Genomic DNA, 20,729 nt, shown 5'->3' with positions numbered 1-20,729 from the left:
CTAGAGTGGGGCGGGTGAGCACCCACCCGCCCCGCCCCTGGATCCGCAGCTACGCGCCCGGCGTGCCGACGGAGCTCGAGCTCCCGACCGGCTCGCTCGTCGACATCGTCACCGAGTCGGCCGAGCGGTATCCCCACCAGGTCGCGCTCGAGTTCTTCGGCCGTTCGACCAGCTACTCCCAGCTCGCCGACGAGGTGGAGCGGGCCGCAGAGGGCCTCCGCCGCCTGGGCGTCCGCGCGGGCGATCCTGTCGCCCTCGTCCTCCCGAACTGCCCGCAGCACGTCGTCGCCTTCTACGCCGTCCTCCGGCTCGGCGCCGTGGTGGTCGAGCACAACCCGCTCTACACCCCGCGCGAGCTGCGCCACCAGTTCGAGGACCACGGCGCTCGTGTCGCGATCGCCTGGAACCGCGTCGTGCCGACGGTGCAGGACCTCCCGGCCGATCTCGGCGTCGAGACCGTCGTCGCCGTCGACCTCACCCGCGCGATGCCCGCCTCGATGCGCGCAGCCCTCCGCCTGCCGCTGAAGAAGGCTCGGGAGTCGCGCGCCGCGCTGACCGGGCCGGTCCGCGGCGCGATCGACTGGGAGACGCTGCTGCGCCGGCGGATCGACCCGGCGCACCCGCGCCCGGTCGCGGAGGACCTCGCGGTCATCCAGTACACGAGCGGCACGACCGGCACGCCCAAGGGCGCCGAGCTGACCCACGCGAACCTGACGGCGAACGCCGCCCAGTCGCGCGCCTGGGTGCCGACGGTCCGCCGCGGCGACTGCGTGGTCTACGCGGTGCTCCCCATGTTCCACGCCTACGGGCTGACGCTCTGCCTCACCTTCGCGATGAGCATGGGCGCGCGCCTGGTGCTGTTCCCGAAGTTCGACCCGGAGCTGGTGCTGAAGGTCGTCAAGAAGCACCCCGCCACCTTCCTCCCGGCCGTTCCGCCGATCGCGGAGCGCCTGGCGCGCAGCGCGCAGCAGCGGGGCGTCTCCCTCCGCGGCATCGAGATCGCCATCTCCGGCGCGATGCCGCTCGACCCGGCGCTGGTCGAGTCGTTCGAGGCGCTGACCGGAGGCACGCTCGTCGAGGGCTACGGCCTCTCGGAGACCTCTCCGGTCCTGATGGCCAACCCGGTCGGTCCGACGCGACGCGCCGGGACGGTCGGGCTTCCGCTGCCCGGCACCGACGTGCGGATCGTCGACCCCGAGGATCCCGACACGGAGGTGGCGACCGGCGAGCAGGGCGAGCTGGTCGTGCGCGGTCCGCAGGTGTTCCGGGGCTACCACCGCAAGCCCGACGAGACGGCGGCGACCTTCACCGGCGACGGCTGGTTCCGCACCGGCGACATCGCGACGATCGACGAGGACGGCTTCGTGCGCATCGTCGACCGGATCAAGGAGCTCGTGATCACGGGCGGCTTCAACGTCTCGCCGTCCGAGGTGGAGGAGGTGCTGCTCCGCCTGCCCGAGATCAAGGAGGTGGCGGTGGTCGGCCTGCCCGATCCGCGCAGCGGCGAGTCCGTGGCGGCGGCGGTCGTCCTGGAGCCGGGCGCGCAGCTCGACGTCGCAGCCGCCCGCAAGGCCGTCCGGGAGGCGCTGACGCCCTACAAGGTGCCCAAGCGGATCACCGTCGTCGACGAGCTGCCGCGGAGCATGATCGGCAAGGTCCTCCGCCGCCAGGTGAAGGCGATGCTGACCGACGAGGACTAGCCCGGAACGAGCGAGGGCCCACGACCACTGTCCGTGATCGGGGGCCCTCTGCAACGAGGCTAGAAGCCGAAGTCGCCGCCTCCGAAGTCGCCGCCCCCGCCGAAGTCGCCTCCGCCACCGAAGTCGCCGCTGCCGGAGTCGCCCCAGCCGCCGCCGTCTCCGGCGTCCGCACCGGAGGCGTCCGCACCTCCCGAAACCGCTCCGCCGTCGGCCGAGGCGTCTCCCCCGCCGTCACCGCCGGCGTAGTCGCCTCCCGCGTCGGGGAGGAACGCGCCCGCGATGGCCGAGCCGATCGCGAACCCGGCGATCGTGCCGAGCATCGAGGAGGCGAGGACGCCGCCGAAGCCCATGCCTCCGCCGCCGGAGAAGCGCCGCTCCATGAATCCGGGCTGGCGCAGCTCGCTCCTCGTGGCGGACTGGGCGAGCGTGCGGGGATCGTCGTCCTTCGGCGCGTCGCCGACAGGGGCCCCCTCGCTGAGCTCTCGGAAGACCTGCTGGCGCTGCTCCGGGGTCAGCTGCTCGAAGGCCTCGCGGTGCACCTGCTCGATCGCCTCGGGCGGCGCGGTGCGGAGGAGATAGCGGTAGCGCTCGATGGCACGCTCATCGTCGGTGCGCGGAGACGTCGCCGGAGGGGAGCCGTACTCGGGCCTGCGGTCCGCGGCCTGCGGCGGCGCGTACGTCGAGCGGCGTGCGCTCTCGGGCTGCTCGTCGCGGCCCAGCAGTCGGTCCAGGAATCCCATGATCTCCTCCTCGGCGCCCGACGGACGCACACCGCCACCGTAGGCCCCTCGTCGCTCCGGGTGCTGAGCGTTCTCTCAGAGGCTGCTCGGAGCGGGGGCCTCGGTCACTTCTGCTTCGGGATGACCACCCACATCACGAGGTAGGCGATGATCTGCGGCCCCGGGAGGAGGCACGAGAGCACGAACAGGAGACGCACCACGAAGGGGCTCCAGCCGAATCGGCGGGCGAGACCGGCACAGACGCCGGCGATGATCCTGCCCCGACGGGGGCGCACGAGAGTAGCCATGACTCCACTCTGGCGCAGGGCGCCTGAGCGGGGCATCCGGGAAACCCCCTAGGTCTGCGAGGGAGTCCCGTCGAGCTCCTCGGGCCGGAACGCTCCGACCGAGCGGGCGAAGGCGGCGGCGCGCTCGGCGTCGGCCTCCGGCCAGACCACGTGGAAGCGCTCGAAGACCACGTCGCCGATGCCGCCCGGTGAGACGCGGGCGAAGTAGCGGCGGTGGCCGTCGAGCCAGGAGGCGCGCGTGCGGTCCCCCTCGCCCTCGGCCCAGGCGAACGCGTCGTCGACGGAGTCGAGCGGACCGGTCCGCACCTCGTCCGTCACGAGGACGACACGCGCCGCTCCCGCGCCGTCGCAGACGATCCAGTGGTCACCCGCGACGGGCGCCCCCTCCTCGGCGAGGGACGCCGTGGCCGTCTTCACTCCGCGCCGCACGAGGCCCAGCAGCTCGTCCGCCATCGCCGTGCTGTCGCCGAACGCCTCGACCGGCGGGAGCGCCTCGTCGACTCCCGGATGCGCGGAGCGGTACTCCGCCCAGAGGAGCGCCGCCGAGGCGGCGTCGGTGTCGGGGAGGGCGGTGCGCTCCGGCGCGGCGGGCACGAGCGCCACGATGTTCGCCCCGGCCAGGGAGGCGGGATCGTCGGGGTGGTTGTCGGGCGTGGTGACCGTGTCGAAAGGCCAGTGCTGCTGGAGCCAGCGGCGCGCGTAGGCGTCGAGCTCCTCCTCGAGCCGCGAGCCCCGGACGGCGGGGACGACCCACCAGGAGGCCTCGGCGGAGTCGCCGCCGCCGGGCCGGACGCTCAGAGCGCCCAGCGCCTCGGTGCGGTCCGGGCCGACGAGCAGGAACGCGTGCGCTCTGCCCGCACGCGACTCCTCCTCGAGGCGCAGGAGACCGCGCACGTCGTCGCCGAGGGACGCCGACGGCAGGGCGGCCGGATCGTCCCCGCGGAGGAGAGCCGCGAGCCACGGTCGCTGCTCGCCGATCACCGCGTGCAGGAGGTCCGCGTCGCTGGAGACGAGAGGACGCAGGAGGGCGCCTGCCGGCAGCTCGAGCCGCGCGGGAAGGGGCGCGTCGCCGGTTCCACCGCTCATGACCGCACCTCCCCGCGCACCGGCTCAGCCGGCCGCGCGCTCCAGGACGAGCTCGCGGACGCGGGCGGCGTCGGCCTGCCCCTTCATGGCCTTCATCACGGCACCGATCACGGCACCGGCGGCCTGCACCTTGCCGTCGCGGATCTTCGCGAGCACGTCGGGCTGCGAGGCCAGTGCCGCGTCGATCGCCTCGATGAGCGCTCCGTCGTCCGAGACGACCGCGAGTCCACGGGCGTCGACGACCTCCTGCGGGGTGCCCTCCCCGGCGATGACGCCCTGGAGGACCTCGCGGGCGAGGCGGTCGGTCAGCGTGCCGCTCTCGATCAGACCGGCGAGCTCGGCGACCTGGGCCGGGGTGACCAGGGAGGCCGGGTCCTCGCCCGCCGCGTTCGCGAGGCGCGCGATCTCCCCGGTCCACCACTTGCGGGCCGCCTGCGGAGCGGCTCCCGCGGAGACGGTCTCGGTGATCTCGACCAGCAGGCCGCTGTTGGCGACGTCCTGGAACTCGAGGTCGGTGAAGCCCCACTCCTGCTTGAGGCGGCGACGGCGGTCGGCGGGCTTCTCGGGGAGCGCGGCGCGCAGCTCCTCGATCAGCTCGGGGCTCGGCACGACCGGGAGCAGGTCGGGCTCCGGGAAGTAGCGGTAGTCGTCGGCGTCGCTCTTGGGCCGGCCCGCGGAGGTGCGGCCGGTGTCCTCGTGCCAGTGGCGCGTCTCCTGCGTGATCGTGCCGCCCGCGGCGAGGATCGCCGCCTGGCGCTGGATCTCGTAGCGGACGGCGCGCTCGACCGAGCGGAGCGAGTTGACGTTCTTGGTCTCGGTGCGGGTTCCGAGCTTCTCCTGGCCGATCGGGCGGAGCGAGACGTTCGCGTCGCAGCGCAGGTTGCCGCGCTCCATCTTGGCGTCCGAGATGCCGAGCGCCAGCACGATGTCGCGGATCATCGCGACGTAGGCCTTCGCGTACTCGGGCGCGCTCTTCCCCGCGCCGTAGATGGGCTTCGTGACGATCTCCACGAGCGGGACCCCCGCGCGGTTGTAGTCCACGAGCGAGTACTCGGCGCCCTGGATGCGGCCGGTGGCGCCGCCGACGTGCGTGAGCTTGCCGGCGTCCTCCTCCATGTGCGCGCGCTCGATCGGGATCTGCACGAGCGAGCCGTCGGCCAGCTCGATCTCGACCGAGCCCTCGAAGGCGATCGGCTCGTCGAACTGCGAGATCTGGTAGTTCTTCGCCAGGTCCGGATAGAAGTAGTTCTTGCGCGCGAAGCGGCTGGACGGGGCGATCGAGCAGCCCAGGGCGAGGCCGAGGCTGATCGAGTAGCGGACGGCTTGCTCGTTCACGACCGGCAGCGAGCCCGGGAGGCCGAGGTCGACCGGGGTCACGTTCGTGTTGGGCTCGGACCCGAACTCGTTCGGCGCGTCCGAGAACATCTTGGTCTTCGTGTTGAGCTCGACGTGCACCTCGAAGCCGAGCACCGGCTCGAAGGTCTCGAAGACCTCGTCGTAGTCCATCAGCTCGGGAGCGGACGTGTGCGCGGAGGCCATCAGACGGCACCTTCCTCGGTCGCGGAGAGCACGGAGTGGGTCAGGTCGGGGGCCTGCGCGAGGAGCGGGCGGCCCCACTTCTCCTCGAGCAGCGCCTCGAGCGCGGCGCCCACGGTGTAGAGGCGCACGTCCTCCCGGGCGGGAGCGAGGAACTGGATGCCGACGGGCAGCCCGTCCTCGTCGGCGAGGCCGGCGGGGACGGAGATGCCGGGGATGCCGGCCAGGTTCGCCGGGATGGTCGCGACGTCGCCGCGGTACATCGCCAGCGGGTCGTCGAGCTTCTCGCCGAGGCGGTAGGCGGTCGTCGGTGCCGTCGGCGAGGCGATCACGTCGACGTCCGCGAAGGCCGCGTCGAAGTCCCGCTGCACCAGGGTCCGGACCTTCTGCGCGCTGCCGTAGTAGGCGTCGTAGTAGCCGGCCGAGAGGGCGTAGGTGCCGAGGATGATCCGGCGCTTGACCTCGGGGCCGAAGCCCTGCTCGCGGGTCGCGGACATGACCTGCTCGACCGTGCCGCCGCCCTCCGGCGTGACCCGGAGGCCGAACCGGACCGAGTCGAACTTGGCGAGGTTGCTGGAGGCCTCCGCGGGGAGGATCAGGTAGTAGGCGGCGACCGCGTGCTCGACGCTCGGGAGGCTCACCTCGACGACCTCGGCTCCGGCGCCCTGAAGGATCTCGAGCGCCTCGTGGAAGCGCGCCAGCACGCCGGGCTGGAAGCCCTCGCCGCCGTCGAGCTCCTTGACCACGCCGATCCGGAGGCCCGTCACGTCGGCGCGGCGCACCGCGTCGGCGAAGGAGGGCCAGGAGTCGCGCAGCGACGTCGAGTCGCGCGGGTCGTGGCCCGCGATGACGTCGTGCAGCAGCGCGGAGTCGAGGACCGTCCGGGAGACGGGGCCGATCTGGTCGAGGCTCGAGGCGAGCGCGATCGCTCCGTAGCGGGACACGCCGCCGTAGGTCGGCTTCACGCCGACGGTGCCGGTCACGTGCGCGGGCTGGCGGATCGATCCCCCGGTGTCGGAGCCGAGGGCCAGGGGCGCCTCGTAGCTCGCGACGGCCGCGGCGGACCCGCCGCCGGAGCCGCCGGGGATGCGGTCGAGGTCCCACGGGTTGTGGGTGGGGCCGTAGGCGCTGCGCTCGGTGGTCGAGCCCATCGCGAACTCGTCCATGTTGGTCTTGCCGATCGGGACCAGCCCGGCCTCGCGGACCTTGCGCATGACGGTCGCGTCGTAGGGCGGGCGCCAGCCCTCGAGGATGCGGGAGCCGCTCGTGGTCGGCATGTCGTTCGTGACGATGACGTCCTTGACCGCGAGAGGCACTCCGGCGAGGGGGTGCAGCGACTCGCCGTCGGCGCGCCGGCGGTCGATCGCCTCGGCGGACGCGACCGCGCCCTCGCGCGCGACGTGGAGGAAGGCGTGGACCGCTCCGTCGACCGCGTCGATGCGCTCGAGGTGGGCGCGGGTGGCCTCGACCGAGGAGACCGAGCCGTCGGCCAGCTTCTCGGAGAGGGCGGACGCGCTGAGGCGGACGAGCTCGTCGCCGTGCGCGCTCACTGCTCCTCCCCCAGGATCGCGGAGACCTGGAAGCGGCTGCCGTCGTGCTCGGGCGCGCCGGAGAGCGCCTGCTCGAGCGTGAGGGTCTCGCCGACCACGTCGGGCCGGAAGACGTTCTCGAGCGGGATCGGGTGGCTGGTCGCCGGCACCTCGGGCGTGGCGACGGCCTGGACCGCGCGCACGGAGTCGACGATCTGGCCGAGCTCCCTGGTGAGGCTCCCGATCTCGTCGGAAGTGAGGTCGATCCTGGCCAGCTGGGCCAGATGGGCGACCGTGTCGGCCGTGATCTCGGACATGCGTCTCCGTCTGGTGGTTCGGGGGGGTTTTCCGGCCGCCAGTCTACTCGGCGCGCCCGCACCGCCTCCGCCCGCGCCGCCCGACCGTCAGGAGCCGCCGAAGAGGCTGGAGCCGTGCTTCAGGAGTGCGTTGTACGCCCCCTCGTAGGTGGTCGGCAGGTCCTCGCCGGGCTCGCCGTACCGGGCCAGCAGCAGGCCCATCAGGCCGACGGCGGGCGGGCTCAGCGGCTTGTCGCGGTTCACGTGCGCCGGATGCGCGGGCGCCGCCTCGGGGTTCGGGGGCAGGTACTGCGGCACCGTGGTCGGCCAGTCGCCGATCTGCCGCGGCTCGTCGAGGGTCAGCACCCCGAAGAGGTCGGGGGCGGAGGCGTCGCGAGCGGTCAGCGGCTCGAGGCCGTGCAGGGCGCTGAGGGTCCGGATCACCGCGCCGTGGTGCAGCTCGTCGTGCACGATCGTGCCGGCCCTCGTGTACGCCGAGACGGCGATCGCCGGCACGCGGCAGCCGAGCCGGTCGAAGGCGAAGCCCATCTCGCCCTCGCGGCCGTCGCCCGGCGGAGTCGCCGACGGCGGGGGGACGTGGTCGTAGAGGCCGCCGTGCTCGTCGAAGGTCGCCAGCAGCAGCGTGTTCACCGCGTTCGAGCCGGTCGTGCTCGCGCTCTCCCGGATCGCCGAGTACACCTGGTGCAGCAGCAGCTCGCCGGCGCGGACGTCGGACAGCGCGCTGTCGTAGACGGGCGTGCCGTCGACCTCGTCCTCGTGCAGGACCCCGGTCGGCGGGTGCATGTCGTTGTGGTCGAAGACGAGCCGCGGCTCGAGGAAGGCGTAGTCGGGCAGCTCGCCGTTCTCCACGTCGGCGTAGAACCGGTCCATCGTCGAGAAGTGGGTCTTCCAGTACTTCTCGAGCACCGGCGCGTGCAGGAACCCGGTGTACGAGACCACCTGCAGCGCGTCGAAGTAGACGCGCCAGGTCCTCCCCGCCTCCTCGAGGCGGTTGAACACCGTCGGCGCGTCGGCCAGGTCGTCCGCGAGCCACTTCTCGTAGCCGCCGCCCTGCTTGTTGGTGACGAAGCCGTGCGAGGTCGACGCGTGCAGGAAGGACCGGTTGCAGAAGGTCTGGGAGGGGACGGCGCAGAACCACTGGTCGAAGACGGCGAACTCGCGGGCGAGGGTGGAGAAGACGGGCAGCATCTCCGGCGAGAAGCCGCCCATGATCGTCCGCGCCTCCTCCGCCGTGGGCTCCTGCCCCTTCTTCATCACCCTCAGGTGCTGGACGTAGTCCTCGAGGAAGCCGCTCATCGTCGGGGCGGAGGCGTCGGCGGGCGCGTTGAATGGCGCGGTCATGGCGCCGACGGTGCGGCCGGCGTTCTCGGGCGGATCCACCGTGCCGAAGAGCTGAGTGTTGACGTGCGGGTACTCCTCGCCCGGGTCCGGGTCGGGCTGGCGCATCACGGAGTCGGTGGCGCCCTCGTAGACGTGCGTGCCGACGGTCAGTCCCCCGGCGCTGGTGTTCGTCCGCTCGTCGGGGAGGAGGCCCTCGAAGCTCTCGCCCGCGGGCAGGTCGTCCGGTCCGTAGAGGCGGCCGAGGACGTTGTCGAAGGAGCGGTTCTCGAACATGATCACGACGACGTGGTCGAATCCCGGCTCCGTGCGGGCGGGCAGTCGCGGCTCCTCCTCGCGGCGGGGGCCGGAGGCGACGGCCGCGCCGATCGCGCCACCGGCGAGGGCTCCGGCTCCGACTCCGGCGGCGGCGGTGCCGGCCAGGAAGCGGCGGCGCGAGCGGGAGCGGGGAGCTCCGTCGTCGTGCTCCGAGGGAGTCCGCTCGCTGGTCATCTCCGCCGCCTCTCCTGCGCCGCCTGCGCCTGCTCGGAGTGTAGCGACGCGCCCGGGACGGCGGCTCGAACGCGGGCGAGCAGTCCCGACTCCGGCTCGGGGTCGACGTGCGCGCGGCGGGCCGCGTCGCGGAGGCGGCGCCCGACCGGCGCGGGCGGCGCGAACGCGGGCGCCGTGCGGGGCCAGCGCGCGAGGGACCGGTCGGGACCGCTGAGGAGTGCGGCCAGCTCACGGACCTGCGGATCGACGAGGGCCCGGCGCACGCCCGCCCGGGCGCGGACGAGCTGCGCGGGAGTCTCCGGACCGAGCGGCACGCCGATCCGTGCACCCGAGGGGACGGCCGAGGCGATCACGAGCGCCGGCACCGTGCCGGGCCGCTCCGCGCTCCCCCGCGCGGTGACGAGGAGCAGCATCCGCCGCCCTGCCCGCTCCGCGTCGCGGACGGCGTCGAACACGACGTGCAGCAGCTGCTCCGCGAGGCGCGCATCGGCGGATCGATCGGTGCCGGCGGCTGCGGCGTCGGCGAAGTCGGCCGGATCGACGAGGGACCGCGGCTCGACCAGGACGAGCGGAGGCAGGGTGCCGGCTGCGGCCTCGGCGGCCAGCGCGTCGATGGGAAGGAGGCGCCCGCCGCGGGAGCCGGCGGCGCCCGGATCGCGGTGGGGCCACTCCGGATCGGCGAGGAGCGTGATCGAGACGCCCTGCCGCTCGTCGACCGCGAGAGCCCAGCCGGTGCCGGTCTCCCGGGCCGCGCGCAGGGCCGCCGGCAGCGGATCGCGGCCGTCGGCGCGCCAGTGGTCGGCCCGGGCGAAGGCCGTGGCGAGGAGCGCGTGCACCGGCAGCATCTCGGGGGCGAAGCGCGCGCCCGGAGGATCGTCCGGGCCGGGCGCGGTCATCACGGCGTCCGTATCACCGGTGAACACCGGACCGTCCGGATCGTCGAGCGCGCCGAGGACCTGGTCGCGGCTGCGGCCGGCGAAGGAGAGCACGACCAGGTGGTCGATCCGGCCCAGCACCTCGGCGGTCCGGCGCTCGGCGGGGGTGGGCCTAACCGCGGCGTCGAGCGCGAGCGACGCTGCGTCGGCGAGGGAGCGGCGCAGGAACGCACGCCGCTCCCCGCCGCCCGCGTCAGGCATCGGGCCCGGTCGGCTCCTCCGTGCTCGGGGCGGCCGCGTCCGGGACGGCGTCGGTGTCCGGCACGGCGTCGTCCTCCGGCGAGGCGTCGGAGCGCGATGCGCCGGCGACGTCCCCGTCCGGGCCGGCGGCGGCCTCCTCCGGAGCGTCGGCGGACGCCTCCTCCGGCAGTGCGATCGCGTCCGGTCCCTCCGTCACCAGGAGGTGGAACTCGGCCGCGGTGATGATCCGGAGCCCCAGGGCCTCGGCCTTGCCGAGCTTGCTGCCGGCGCCGGGACCGGCGGCGACGTAGTCGGTCTTCTTGGAGACGCTCGAGCCGGCCTTGCCGCCGGCCGCGAGGATGGCCTCCTGCGCCCCCTCGCGGGAGTACCCCTCCAGGCTGCCGGTTGCCACGACCGTGAGACCCGCGAGCACCCCGCCGGCGGCGTCCGCGGCACCGGGACCGGGGTGGCCGGGCGTGGCGAAGCGCACTCCGGCCGCGGCCCAGCGGTCGACGATCTCGACGTGCCAGTCGACCTCGAACCAGGCGATCAGGGCGTCGGCGATGATCCCGCCCACCCCGTCGACCGCGGCGAGCTCGTCGCGGCTCGCCCCGCGGATCGCGTCGAGCGAGCCGAAGTAGCCCGCCAGCGCGCGCGCGGCGACCGGGCCGACGTGCCGGATGCTGAGCGAGACCAGCAGACGCCACAGCTCCTTGGTCTTCGCCCGCTCGATGTTCTCGATCAGCCGGAGGGCGTTGGTGGAGGGCACGGAGGCCGCGTCCCCCGCGAAGGCTCCCGCCTCCGGGTCGAAGGCGCCGTCCTTGGCGAGCTGCCGCTTGCGCTTGAAGGGCGTGACGACCTTCGGATCGCCCTTCGCGTCGAGCTTCTGCAGACCCGTCTCGGAGTCGCGGACGACGACCTCGATCGGGAAGAGATCGGCCACCGTGAGCTCGAACAGGCCGGCCTCGGTCCGCAGCGGCGGCTCGGCGGGCACCAGGGGCTGGGTCAGGGCGGCGGCGCTGACCTCGCCGAGCGCCTCGATGTCGAGCGCGCCGCGGCTGCCCATGTGCTCGACGCGCCCGCGGACCTGCGCGGGGCAGGACTCCGCGTTGGGGCAGCGCAGGTCGACGTCGCCCTCCTTGGCCGGAGCGAGCGTGGTGCCGCACTCGGGGCACTGCGTCGGCATCACGAACTCGCGCTCGGAGCCGTCGCGGAGCTCCACCACCGGGCCGAGCACCTCGGGGATGACGTCCCCGGCCTTCCGCAGCACGACCGTGTCGCCGATGAGCACGCCCTTGGCCTTGACCACGTCGGCGTTGTGCAGCGTGGCCTGGCGCACCTCGGACCCCGCGACCTTCACCTTGGTCATCTGGGCGAACGGCGTCGCGCGGCCGGTGCGCCCGACGCTCACGACGATGTCGAGGAGCTTCGTGTGGACCTCCTCGGGCGGGTACTTGTAGGCGATCGCCCAGCGCGGCGCCCGGCTGGTGGCGCCGAGCTCGTCGTGCAGCTCGAGCTCGTCCACCTTCACGACCACGCCGTCGATCTCGTGCTCGACCGAGTGCCGCTCGCGGCCGTAGCGGTCGACGAAGGCGAGCACCTCCTCCACCAAGGCCGAGACGCGGTTGTGGCCGCTGACCGGCAGTCCCCAGGAGGAGAGGAGCCCGTAGACCTCGGACTGGGACGCGACAGGCGGGTCCGGCCAGGCGCCGATGCCGTGCACGTAGAGCGCGAGGGAGCCGACGCGCGCCTCGCCGGCGCGCAGGTCGAGACCCGACTTCTTGTCGAGCTGCTGGCGGAGGCCGCCGCTCGCCGCGTTCCGCGGGTTGGCGAAGGTCGGGAAGCGCCGCAGTGCGCTCGTGCGCGCCTTCTCCTCCTCGAAGACGCCTCGGGTGGCGGGCGGGCGGGACGACCAGCGGGTCCGCGCCTCCTCGACCGCCTCGTCGCGAAGCGTCTCCTGGAGGGCGTTCAGCTCGGCGAAGGCGGCCACGGGGATGAAGACCTCGCCGCGGACCTCGACGAGTGCCGGGTGGCCCTCGCCGGAGAGGCGCTCGGGGATGCCCGCGACGCGGAGGGCGTTGACGGTGACGTCCTCGCCGGTGCGGCCGTCACCGCGGGTCGCCGCCGTGACGAGGCGGCCGTCCTCGTAGTGGAGGGAGATCGCGAGCCCGTCGATCTTGAGCTCCGTGAGCCAGGCGACGGGGCGGTCGGCCGAGGCCACCGTCTTCTCGCACCACTCGCGCAGCTCCTCGGCCGAGAACACGTTGTCGAGGGAGAGCATCCGCTCGGCGTGGTCGATCGGGGCGAGGCCCGCTCCGACGATCCCGCCGACGGTCCGCGTCGGCGAGTCCTCGGCGGCGAGCTCGGGGTGCTCGGCCTCGAGCGCGGCGAGCTCGCGCACCAGGGCGTCGTACTCGGCGTCGGACAGCGGCGAGGAGTCGGCCGCGTAGTAGTCGTCGCTCGCCGACCGGATCCGCGCCCGCAGCTCCTCGACGCGGGCGGCGGGCTCGACGGCGCTCACCGGAGCACCGCGGCGTCGGCCGCGACCGTGCGGTCGATCGTGCACTGGCCCAGCACGCGGGTGCCGAGGTAGACGACGGCCGTCTGGCCGGGGGCGACGCCGTCGAGCGGCGAGTCCGGAGTGATCACGAGCTCCACCCTGCCATCGACGTGCGACACCACCGCGGAGGCGGGGACCGGGTCGGCGTGCGCGCGGATCTGGACGTCGCAGCGGAAGGGCGCGTCCACGTCCTCGGGAGCGGCGCCCGCCCAGGTGAACCGCTCGCCGGCGATCTCGCCGATGCGCAGCGCCTCGCGCGGACCGACGACGACCTCGTTGCTCACCGGCCGCACCTCCAGGACGAAGCGCGGCCGGCCGTCGGGCGCGGGGACGCCGAGGTGCAGGCCCCGGCGCTGGCCCACCGTGTACCCGTGAGCGCCCTCGTGGGAGCCGACCACCGCGCCGTCCCGATCGACGACCGCTCCGGTCTCGGGGGCGACGCGCTCGGCGAGCCAGCCGCGGGTGTCGCCGTCGGGGATGAAGCAGATGTCGTAGCTGTCGGGCTTGCTCGCGACGCTGAGGCCCCGCTCCGCCGCCTCCGCGCGCACGATCGCCTTGGACGGCGTGGAGCCGAGCGGGAACATCGAGTGCCGCAGCTGCTGCTCCGTCAGCACGCCGAGGACGTAGGACTGGTCCTTCGCCTCGTCGCTCGCGCGGTGGAGCTCCGGGGAGCCGTCGGCGGCGGTGCGGAGGGAGGCGTAGTGGCCGGTGCAGACCGCGTCGAAGCCGAGGTCGAGAGCCTTCTCGAGCAGGGCGGCGAACTTGATCCGCTCGTTGCAGCGCATGCAGGGGTTCGGGGTGCGGCCCACCGAGTACTCGGCGACGAAGTCGTCGACGACGTCCAGCTTGAACCGTTCGGAGAAGTCCCACACGTAGTACGGGATGCCGAGGACGTTCGCGGCGCGCTGCGCGTCCATCGAGTCCTCGATCGTGCAGCACCCCCGGCTGCCGGTGCGCAGCGTGCCGGGCATCCTGCTCAGGGCGAGGTGCACGCCCACCACATCGTGCCCCGCCTCCACCGCGCGGGCCGCGGCCACCGCCGAGTCCACTCCACCGCTCATCGCCGCCAGAACCTTCACCGTGCGAGTCTACGTTTCCCGCGGGCGCGGCCGGCAGGGGTTCAGGCGGGCAGCACCGCGCGGCTCGAGAGTCCGGCTCGGGCGGCGCGGGCGTAGGCGGCGGGCAGCGCGGCCAGGAGGGCGTCGACGTCCGCGTCGGTCGAGGTGTGGCCGAGCGTCATCCGGAGCACCCCGCGGGCCTCCTCCTCGCTCCGGCCGAGCGCGAGGACCACGTGCGAGGGCTCCGGGATCCCCGCCGTGCAGGCGGACCCGGTCGAGACGGAGACGCCCGCGGTGTCGAGGAGGAAGAGGAGGGAGTCGCCCTGCGCACCGGGGAAGGCGAGGTGCGCGTTGTTGGCGACCCGGCGTCCGGAGTCGAGGGCGGGCCCGGTCAGGGTCGCCCCCGGCACGGCGGCGAGGACGCCCGCGACGAGCCGGTCGCGCAGGGCGGCAAGGCGCTGCGCCTCCGCCGACAGCTCGGCGTCCGCCTCGACCGCGGCGGCGGCGAAGGCCGCGGCGCCGGGCACGTCCTGGGTGCCGGAGCGGACGCCCCGCTGCTGTCCGCCTCCGTGCAGCACCGGGATCACGCGGGCGTCGCGGGCGAGCACGAGCGCACCGGTCGCGATCGGGCCGCCGACCTTGTGACCCGAGACGCTGACGGCGGCCAGTCCCGCGCCGCGCCCGGAGCCGGAGGCGCGGCGGATCTCGGCGATCCGCAGCGGCACGTGCCCGAGGGCGGCGACCGCGTCGACGTGGAGGGGGACGCCGGCGCGGGCGCACGCCGCCGCCAGCTCGGCGATCGGATTGATCGTCCCGATCTCGTTGTTGACCCAGAGCACCGTGACCAGGGCGACCGAGCCGGGGTCCTCCTCCAGCGCCGCGGCGAGCGCCTCCGGCCGCAGGGTGCCCTCGTCGTCGAGAGGCAGCCACTCGAGGACGGCGCCCTCGTGCTCGGCGAGCCAGGCGGCCGAGTCGAGCGTCGCGTGGTGCTCCCCCTCGGCGACCAGGACCCGGACGCGAGCCGGGTCCTCGCTCCGGCGCTGCCAGTAGAGGCCCTTGATCCCGAGGTTGACCGCCTCGGTGCCGCCGGCGGTGAGGATCACCTCGATCGGCTCGCAGCCGAGCACCCCGGCGAGCGCCGACCGGGCGTCCTCCAGCCGGCGGCGCGCCTCCTGGCCGGAGCCGTGGACGGAGGAGGGATTGCCGCCGTGGGCGGACGCCTCCGCGAACGCGGCGAGCGCCGAGGCGCGCAGCGGGGTGGTCGCGGCGTGGTCGAGGTAGATCACAGCAGCCCTTCGTCCCGCGTCGGGGGCACGGAGGGAGCCGGTGCCCGTCACTACTGTAAGTCGCATGACCTCTCACGATCCCCTGGCCCGGCTCGGCGTGACCGTGGACGATCAGGGCGGTGAGCTGCGGGTCTGGTCCGAGAGCGCGAGCGCCGTCGATCTGCTGCTGTACGACGAGAAGGATCCGACCTGGGTGACCCGCACGGTCCCGCTGGCGCGCGACGACGCCGCGGTCTGGTCCGCGCGCTCCGATCTGCTGGCCCCCGGCCGCCGCTACGCCCTGCGCGTCGACGGACCCACGGGCCCCCGGCACCGCTTCGACCCCCGCCGGGCCCTGCTGGAGCCGTACTCCCGCGGCCTGCACCGGGTGGCGGAGAACGAGTGGCGCTCGGTCGTCGTGGACGACGCGTTCGACTGGGGCTCCTCCTCCCGGCCCGGCACCCCGATGGACCGCACCGTGATCTACGAGGCGCATGTGAAGGGGCTGACCCGGCTGAACCCGGCGCTGCCCGTGGAGCTGCGCGGCACCTACGCCGGCCTGGCGCACGAGTCGACGGTCTCGGCGCTGCTCGATCTGGGCGTGACGGCGGTCGAGCTGCTGCCCGTGCACGCGTTCGTGTCGGAGCAGCGCCTGCTGCGGCAGGGGCTGACCAACTACTGGGGCTACAACACGCTGAACTTCTTCGCCCCGCACGCCGCGTACGCCTCCTCCACCGCGCAGCGCGGCGGACCGACCGCGGTGCTCCGCGAGTTCAAGGGGATGGTGAAGCTCCTGCACGAGGCCGGCCTCGAGGTGATCCTGGACGTGGTCTACAACCACACCGCCGAGGAGGGGCCGGGCGGGCCGATGTCGAGCCTGCGCGGGATCGACGACGCCGGCTGGTACCGCCAGACGCCCGAGGGCCACTACGTGGACGTCACCGGCTGCGGGAACACGATCGACTTCGGCCGGCCCGCGGCGCAGCGCCTCGCGTTGGACTCGATGCGCTACTGGTCGGGCGAGGTCGGGATCGACGGCTTCCGGCTCGACCTGGCCGCGACCCTCGGCCGGGACGAGATCGCGCACTTCCGGAGCGACCACCCGCTGCTGCGGGCCGCGGTCGAGGATCCGGCGCTGGCCGGCGTGAAGATGATCGCCGAGCCCTGGGACGTGGGGATGGGCGGCTGGCAGACCGGGAACTTCCCGGCCGGGTGGTCGGAGTGGAACGACCGCTACCGCGACCGCGCCCGCAACTTCTGGCTCTCGGACATCGACTACGCCCGCCGCGCCGGCACGGCCCCCGTCGGCATCGGCGGCTTCGCGACCCGGCTCTCGGGCTCGTCCAACACGTTCTCGGCGGAGCGGGGCCCCCTCGCGTCGGTCAACTTCGTCACCGCGCACGACGGCTTCACGCTGGCGGACCTGGTCTCGTACAACGTCAAGCACAACATCGGCAACGGCGAGTCGAACCGCGACGGAGCCGACACCAACCGCTCCTTCAACCACGGCTTCGAGGGCCCCACCACCGACGAGCGGATCACGCTGGCGCGGCGCAAGGCGATGCGGAACCTTCTCGGCACCCTGCTGCTGTCGGCCGGCGTGCCGATGATCACGGCGGGCGACGAGACCGGGCGCAGCCAGCGCGGCAACAACAACGCCTACTGCCAGGACTCGGACCTGACCTGGGTGCGCTGGGAGGGCCTGGCCGACTGGCAGCTCGCGCTCCGCGCGCACACGCGCACCCTGCTGCGCCTGCGGCGTGAGCACCCGGCGCTGCGTCCCTCCCGCTACGGCAGCGGCGACGCGAGCGAGCCGGGCGCCACGACCATGACGTGGTTCGACGCCCACGGGCGCGGGATGAGCGAGCACGACTGGACCTCCGCCGCCAACCGGACGCTGCAGTACCTCGCCGCCTCGACGCCGGTCGAGGGCGAGCCGGACCGCGTCCTGCTGGTGGTGCACGGCGTCGAGCAGGACACCACGGTCGTGCTCGCCGACGGCGAGGGGGTCACCGGCTACACGCGCCTGTGGAACAGCGAGGAGCCGGAGCCGCTGGAGCACGGCGAGTCGTTCGAGCCGGGGCAGGTCATCCGCGTGGCCGGCACCTCGATGCAGCTCTTCGCCGCGCACGGGCCGGCGGCCGAGCAGGACGCCTGATGGCGCGGAGCGGGCCGGGGACCCCGGCGACCGTCGCGCTGACGGCGGCGGGCGTCCCCTTCACTCCCCGCCAGTACCGGCACGACCCGGCCACGACGCGCTACGGGCTCGAGGCGGCCGAGGCGCTCGGCGTCGAGCCGGAGCGCGTGTTCAAGACCCTGATGGTCGATGTGGACGGCGAGCTCGTGGTGGGCGTCGTGCCCGTCACCGGCTCCCTCGGGCTGAAGGAGCTCGCGGCCGCGGTCGGAGGCAGGCGGGCGGCGATGGCCGACCCCGTGCTGGCCCAGCGCCGGACCGGCTACGTGCTCGGCGGCATCTCGCCGCTCGGGCAGAGGACGCGGCATCGCACCGTGATCGACGAGACCGTCGAGCTCCACGACACGGTGCTCGTGTCGGGCGGGCGCCGGGGCTTCGACATCGAGCTCACCCCCGCCGACCTCGTCGCCGCGACGGCCGCCCTCCTCGCCGACATCGCGCGCTGACCCCCGATCCCTCGCCGTCCTCCTCCGGGCGCCGTTTCGCTCGATGCGCCGTCCTCCTCCCGCGAGATCCCACTCCGGTCCGCGAGACGCCGAGGAAGGCGCACCGGAGCGGCATCTCGCGGAGAGGGACCGGGCGGGGTCAGCCGGCGGCGGCGGCCAGTCCCAGCTCGGCGGAGCGGGCCAGGAGGGGATGCCGCGGCACGACGCGGACGGTGTAGCCGAAGGAGCCGCTGCGGTCGAGGGTGACCACTCCGGCGTAGGGCACGCGCCCGACCGCGTCGGCCGGCACCACGGCACCCGACTCCTCGACCACCTCGAGCTCGTGGTGGCGGACCTCGGTGAGCGAGCCGTCAGCGGACGTCGTCCCGTAGACGACCTCGACCGAGACGTCCGCCGGCGAGAGCTCGCCCAGGCGCACGCCCGCCCGCACGGCGAGCCGGTCCCCGCGCTGGGGCACCGCGTCGATCCCGCCGGACTCGACGGACGCGACCGCGACCCCGGGCCAGCCGGCGCGGACCCGCCGCTTCCAGGTCGCCAGCTCCTTGGCCGGCTCGAAGTGGTCGGCGGCGACGGCGCGCCCGGCCTCGGCGGCCGGCGAGTAGAGCGCCTCGACGTACTGGCGCACCATCCGCTCGGCGGAGAGCTCGGGCGAGAGGGTCGCGAGGGTGTGCCGGATCGACCGCACCCACCGCCGGGGCACGCCGTCGTGATCGCGCTCGTAGTAGCGCGGCACGACCTCGGTCTCGAGCAGCTCGTAGAGCGCCTCGGCCTCGAGCGTGTCGCGGGCCTCTGGGTCGAGCGCGCGGTCGGAGGAGGGGATCGCCCAGCCGTTCTCGCCGTCGAAGTACTCGTTCCACCAGCCGTCGAGGATCGAGAGGTTGAGCGAGCCGTTGAGCGCCGCCTTCATCCCCGAGGTGCCGCACGCCTCGAGCGGGCGCAGCGGGTTGTTGAGCCAGACGTCGGTGCCCGGGTAGAGCAGCTGCGCCATCGCGATGTCGTAGTCCGGCAGGAAGACGATCCTGCGGCGCACGTCCGGCTCCTGCGCGAAGCGGACGAGCCGCTGGATCAGGCGCTTCCCCTCCTCGTCGGCCGGGTGGGACTTGCCCGCGATGACGATCTGGATCGGGTGCTGCGGGTGGGTGAGCAGCGCGCGCAGACGCTCGGGGTCGTGGAGCATCAGGGTCAGCCGCTTGTAGGTCGGCACCCGCCGCGCGAAGCCGATGGTGAGCACGTCCGGGTCCAGCAGCTCGTCGAGCCAGGCCGGCGGGAGGCCGCCCGGGTTCTGCTCGCGCCAGGAGCGGGCGGCCCGGCGGCGGGCGTCCCGCACCAGCTGCTCCCGCATCGCCCGGCGCGCGGCCCACAGCTCGGTGTCGCGGAGCGCACCCGAGGCCCAGTCGGCCCGCGTCGTGTCGTCGGTGCCGAGCCGCTCCTCCGCGAGCCGCCGGAGGATCGGATCGGTCCAGGTGGCCGCGTGGACGCCGTTCGTCACCGAGCCGATCGGCACCTCCGCCGTCTCGAAGCCGGGCCAGAGGCTCGAGAACATCGATCGGCTGACCTCGCCGTGCAGCGTCGAGACGCCGTTGGAGCGCTGCGCGAGCCGCAGGCCCATGTACGCCATGTTGAACGCCGTCCCGGAGTCCCCCGGCTCGGCGCCCAGCGCGAGCACGTCCTCGACCTGCACGCCCGGGAGCAGCTCCGTGGAGAAGTACTCCTCGATCATCCCGCGGTCGAAGCGGTCGATGCCCGCCGGCACCGGAGTGTGCGTGGTGAAGACCGTGCTCGCCCGCACCACCTGGAGAGCCTGGTCGAAGTCCAGGCCCGCGCCGATCAGGCCGGAGATGCGCTCGAGCCCCTGGAAGCCGGCGTGCCCCTCGTTCGTGTGGAACACCTCCGGGAGGACGCCGCCCGAGACCTCGGCCCAGAGCTCGAGCGCGCGGACCCCGCCGATGCCCAGCAGCAGCTCCTGCAGCAGGCGGTGCTCGCCCCCGCCGCCGTAGAGGCGGTCGGTGACGGAGCGGAGCGAGTCCTCGTTCTCGGGGATGTCGGTGTCGAGCAGGAGGAGGGTCACCCGGCCGACCTCCGCGCGCCAGACCCGGGCGTAGAGCGCGCGTCCCTCGGGGAGCGCCAGCACGATGCGGGCGGGCGAGCCGTCGGCGAGACGGACGACGCGCAGCGGCAGCCCGTCGGGATCGAGCGAGGGGTAGGACTCGAGCTGCCAGCCGTCGGCGGAGAGCTTCTGCGAGAAGTAGCCCGACCGGTAGAAGAGGCCCACGCCGGTGAGCGGCACGCCCAGGTCCGAGGAGGCCTTCAGGTGGTCGCCCGCGAGGATGCCGAGTCCGCCGGAGTACTGGGGCAGCGCCGCCGCGATGCCGAACTCCGGCGAGAAGTAGGCGATCGAGCGCGGGGCGGACTCCGGCAGCGACTGGTACCACCGCGGCTCGGTGCGGTAGCGCTCCAGCTCGTCGCGGAGGCGCCACGCCTCGTCGACGAAGCCCTGGTCCCCCGCCAGCTCGGCGAGGCGCTCGGGGCTCACTGCTCCGAGCAGAGCGGTGGGGTCCGCTCCCCCGCGCCGCCACAGCTCCGGATCGACCCGCTCGAACAAGCGCCGGGCGGGCTCGTGCCAGGCCCAGCGGAGATTGCCCGCCAGATCGCCCAGAGCCGAGAGCTCGGGCGGGAGGACGGAGCGGACGATGAAGCGGCGGATCGCCTTCACGGCACCCCTCGACTCTCTGCGGACCCCGGAGCGCCCGGTCGCGGAGCACCGGGGCGGTCGCGCTCGGTCACCCTAGCGGACCCCGACCACCGCGGATCGGCGGGACGCGGACCCGCCGCGACCCTCCGGCACGCGCTCCCCGGGTCCGTTTGCACAGGCCCGAGCGCGGGCGCAACCGTCGTGTGCGAGCCGCCGCCGGTCGCTACTGTCGTGACGTGGCTCAGATACCTTTCGGCAAGGCTCAGAACGGCAAGGACGCACGGCGAGCGGGTCGCGGACGCGCACCCCAGGAGGCGTCGGCGCCTCCCGAGACGGCCGCTCCGGCGCCCGCTGCCGCCCCCGAGGCGACTCCT

At 74.0% G+C, this 20,729-nt stretch carries 15 protein-coding genes; 3 read left to right on the top strand and 12 right to left on the bottom strand.

Translation table 11 applies throughout. The annotated features are described in order from the left end of the window. Positions 1-14 precede the first annotated feature (14 nt). Positions 15-1,700, top strand: a complete 1,686-nt coding sequence (locus C5C56_RS06385; RefSeq protein WP_104261291.1) for a long-chain-fatty-acid--CoA ligase — start codon at positions 15-17, stop codon at positions 1,698-1,700. A gap of 59 nt (positions 1,701-1,759) precedes the next feature. Here the strand turns inward: C5C56_RS06385 and C5C56_RS06380 are convergent, their stop codons facing one another. The 11 genes from C5C56_RS06380 to C5C56_RS06330 all read right to left on the bottom strand — a co-directional run bounded on the left by C5C56_RS06380 (position 1,760) and on the right by C5C56_RS06330 (position 15,110). Next, on the bottom strand, positions 1,760-2,440 hold the full coding sequence (locus C5C56_RS06380) for a hypothetical protein (RefSeq protein WP_104288343.1): 681 nt from the start codon (positions 2,438-2,440) through the stop codon (positions 1,760-1,762). Between the two features lie 104 nt (positions 2,441-2,544). Further along, positions 2,545-2,727 (bottom strand): PspC domain-containing protein, encoded by a 183-nt coding sequence (locus C5C56_RS06375; protein WP_104223873.1) that lies wholly within the window; start codon positions 2,725-2,727, stop codon positions 2,545-2,547. 48 nt (positions 2,728-2,775) lie between these two features. Next, positions 2,776-3,813, bottom strand: a complete 1,038-nt coding sequence (locus C5C56_RS06370; RefSeq protein WP_104288338.1) for an ASCH domain-containing protein — start codon at positions 3,811-3,813, stop codon at positions 2,776-2,778. 24 nt (positions 3,814-3,837) lie between these two features. Beyond that, positions 3,838-5,352 (bottom strand): Asp-tRNA(Asn)/Glu-tRNA(Gln) amidotransferase subunit GatB, encoded by a 1,515-nt coding sequence (gene gatB / locus C5C56_RS06365; protein ID WP_104288337.1) that lies wholly within the window; start codon positions 5,350-5,352, stop codon positions 3,838-3,840. Further along, on the bottom strand, positions 5,352-6,899 hold the full coding sequence (gene gatA / locus C5C56_RS06360) for an Asp-tRNA(Asn)/Glu-tRNA(Gln) amidotransferase subunit GatA (RefSeq protein WP_104247609.1): 1,548 nt from the start codon (positions 6,897-6,899) through the stop codon (positions 5,352-5,354). Before gatA ends, gatB begins: the two co-directional genes overlap by 1 nt. Next, entirely contained in the window at positions 6,896-7,195 is a 300-nt protein-coding gene (gene gatC / locus C5C56_RS06355; RefSeq protein ID WP_104226848.1) for an Asp-tRNA(Asn)/Glu-tRNA(Gln) amidotransferase subunit GatC, read from the bottom strand. The genes gatA and gatC overlap by 4 nt, the downstream gene beginning before the upstream one ends. 87 nt (positions 7,196-7,282) lie before the next feature. Beyond that, on the bottom strand, positions 7,283-9,025 hold the full coding sequence (locus C5C56_RS06350; protein WP_104288336.1) for an alkaline phosphatase family protein: 1,743 nt from the start codon (positions 9,023-9,025) through the stop codon (positions 7,283-7,285). After that, on the bottom strand, positions 9,022-10,161 hold the full coding sequence (locus C5C56_RS06345; RefSeq protein ID WP_104288335.1) for a hypothetical protein: 1,140 nt from the start codon (positions 10,159-10,161) through the stop codon (positions 9,022-9,024). Before C5C56_RS06345 ends, C5C56_RS06350 begins: the two co-directional genes overlap by 4 nt. Next, positions 10,154-12,661, bottom strand: coding sequence for an NAD-dependent DNA ligase LigA (gene ligA, locus C5C56_RS06340; protein WP_104288334.1), 2,508 nt, complete (start codon positions 12,659-12,661; stop codon positions 10,154-10,156). Before ligA ends, C5C56_RS06345 begins: the two co-directional genes overlap by 8 nt. After that, positions 12,658-13,779, bottom strand: a complete 1,122-nt coding sequence (mnmA, locus tag C5C56_RS06335) for a tRNA 2-thiouridine(34) synthase MnmA (protein ID WP_181127875.1) — start codon at positions 13,777-13,779, stop codon at positions 12,658-12,660. The genes ligA and mnmA overlap by 4 nt, the downstream gene beginning before the upstream one ends. Before the next feature lie 41 nt (positions 13,780-13,820). Next, entirely contained in the window at positions 13,821-15,110 is a 1,290-nt protein-coding gene (locus C5C56_RS06330; RefSeq protein ID WP_104288332.1) for a cysteine desulfurase family protein, read from the bottom strand. On the opposite strand from C5C56_RS06330, the gene glgX reads away from it, so the two are divergent. Beyond that, a complete protein-coding gene (gene glgX, locus C5C56_RS06325; RefSeq protein WP_104288331.1) occupies positions 15,109-17,181 on the top strand; it encodes a glycogen debranching protein GlgX in 2,073 nt (690 codons plus the stop codon). The two genes, C5C56_RS06330 and glgX, sit on opposite strands and share 2 nt — an antisense overlap. After that, the gene (gene ybaK / locus C5C56_RS06320) at positions 17,181-17,663 is read left to right on the top strand and encodes a Cys-tRNA(Pro) deacylase (RefSeq protein WP_104247616.1); all 483 of its coding nucleotides are present in this window, start codon (positions 17,181-17,183) and stop codon (positions 17,661-17,663) included. The genes glgX and ybaK overlap by 1 nt, the downstream gene beginning before the upstream one ends. A 139-nt stretch (positions 17,664-17,802) precedes the next feature. Here the strand turns inward: ybaK and glgP are convergent, their stop codons facing one another. Next, the gene (glgP, locus tag C5C56_RS06315; RefSeq protein ID WP_104319271.1) at positions 17,803-20,376 is read right to left on the bottom strand and encodes an alpha-glucan family phosphorylase; all 2,574 of its coding nucleotides are present in this window, start codon (positions 20,374-20,376) and stop codon (positions 17,803-17,805) included. Positions 20,377-20,729: the final 353 nt, after the last annotated feature.

The organism is Rathayibacter sp. AY1D1, from assembly GCF_002932635.1.
GTDB lineage: Bacteria > Actinomycetota > Actinomycetes > Actinomycetales > Microbacteriaceae > Rathayibacter.
This window is presented reverse-complemented; position numbering and strand designations above follow the sequence as displayed.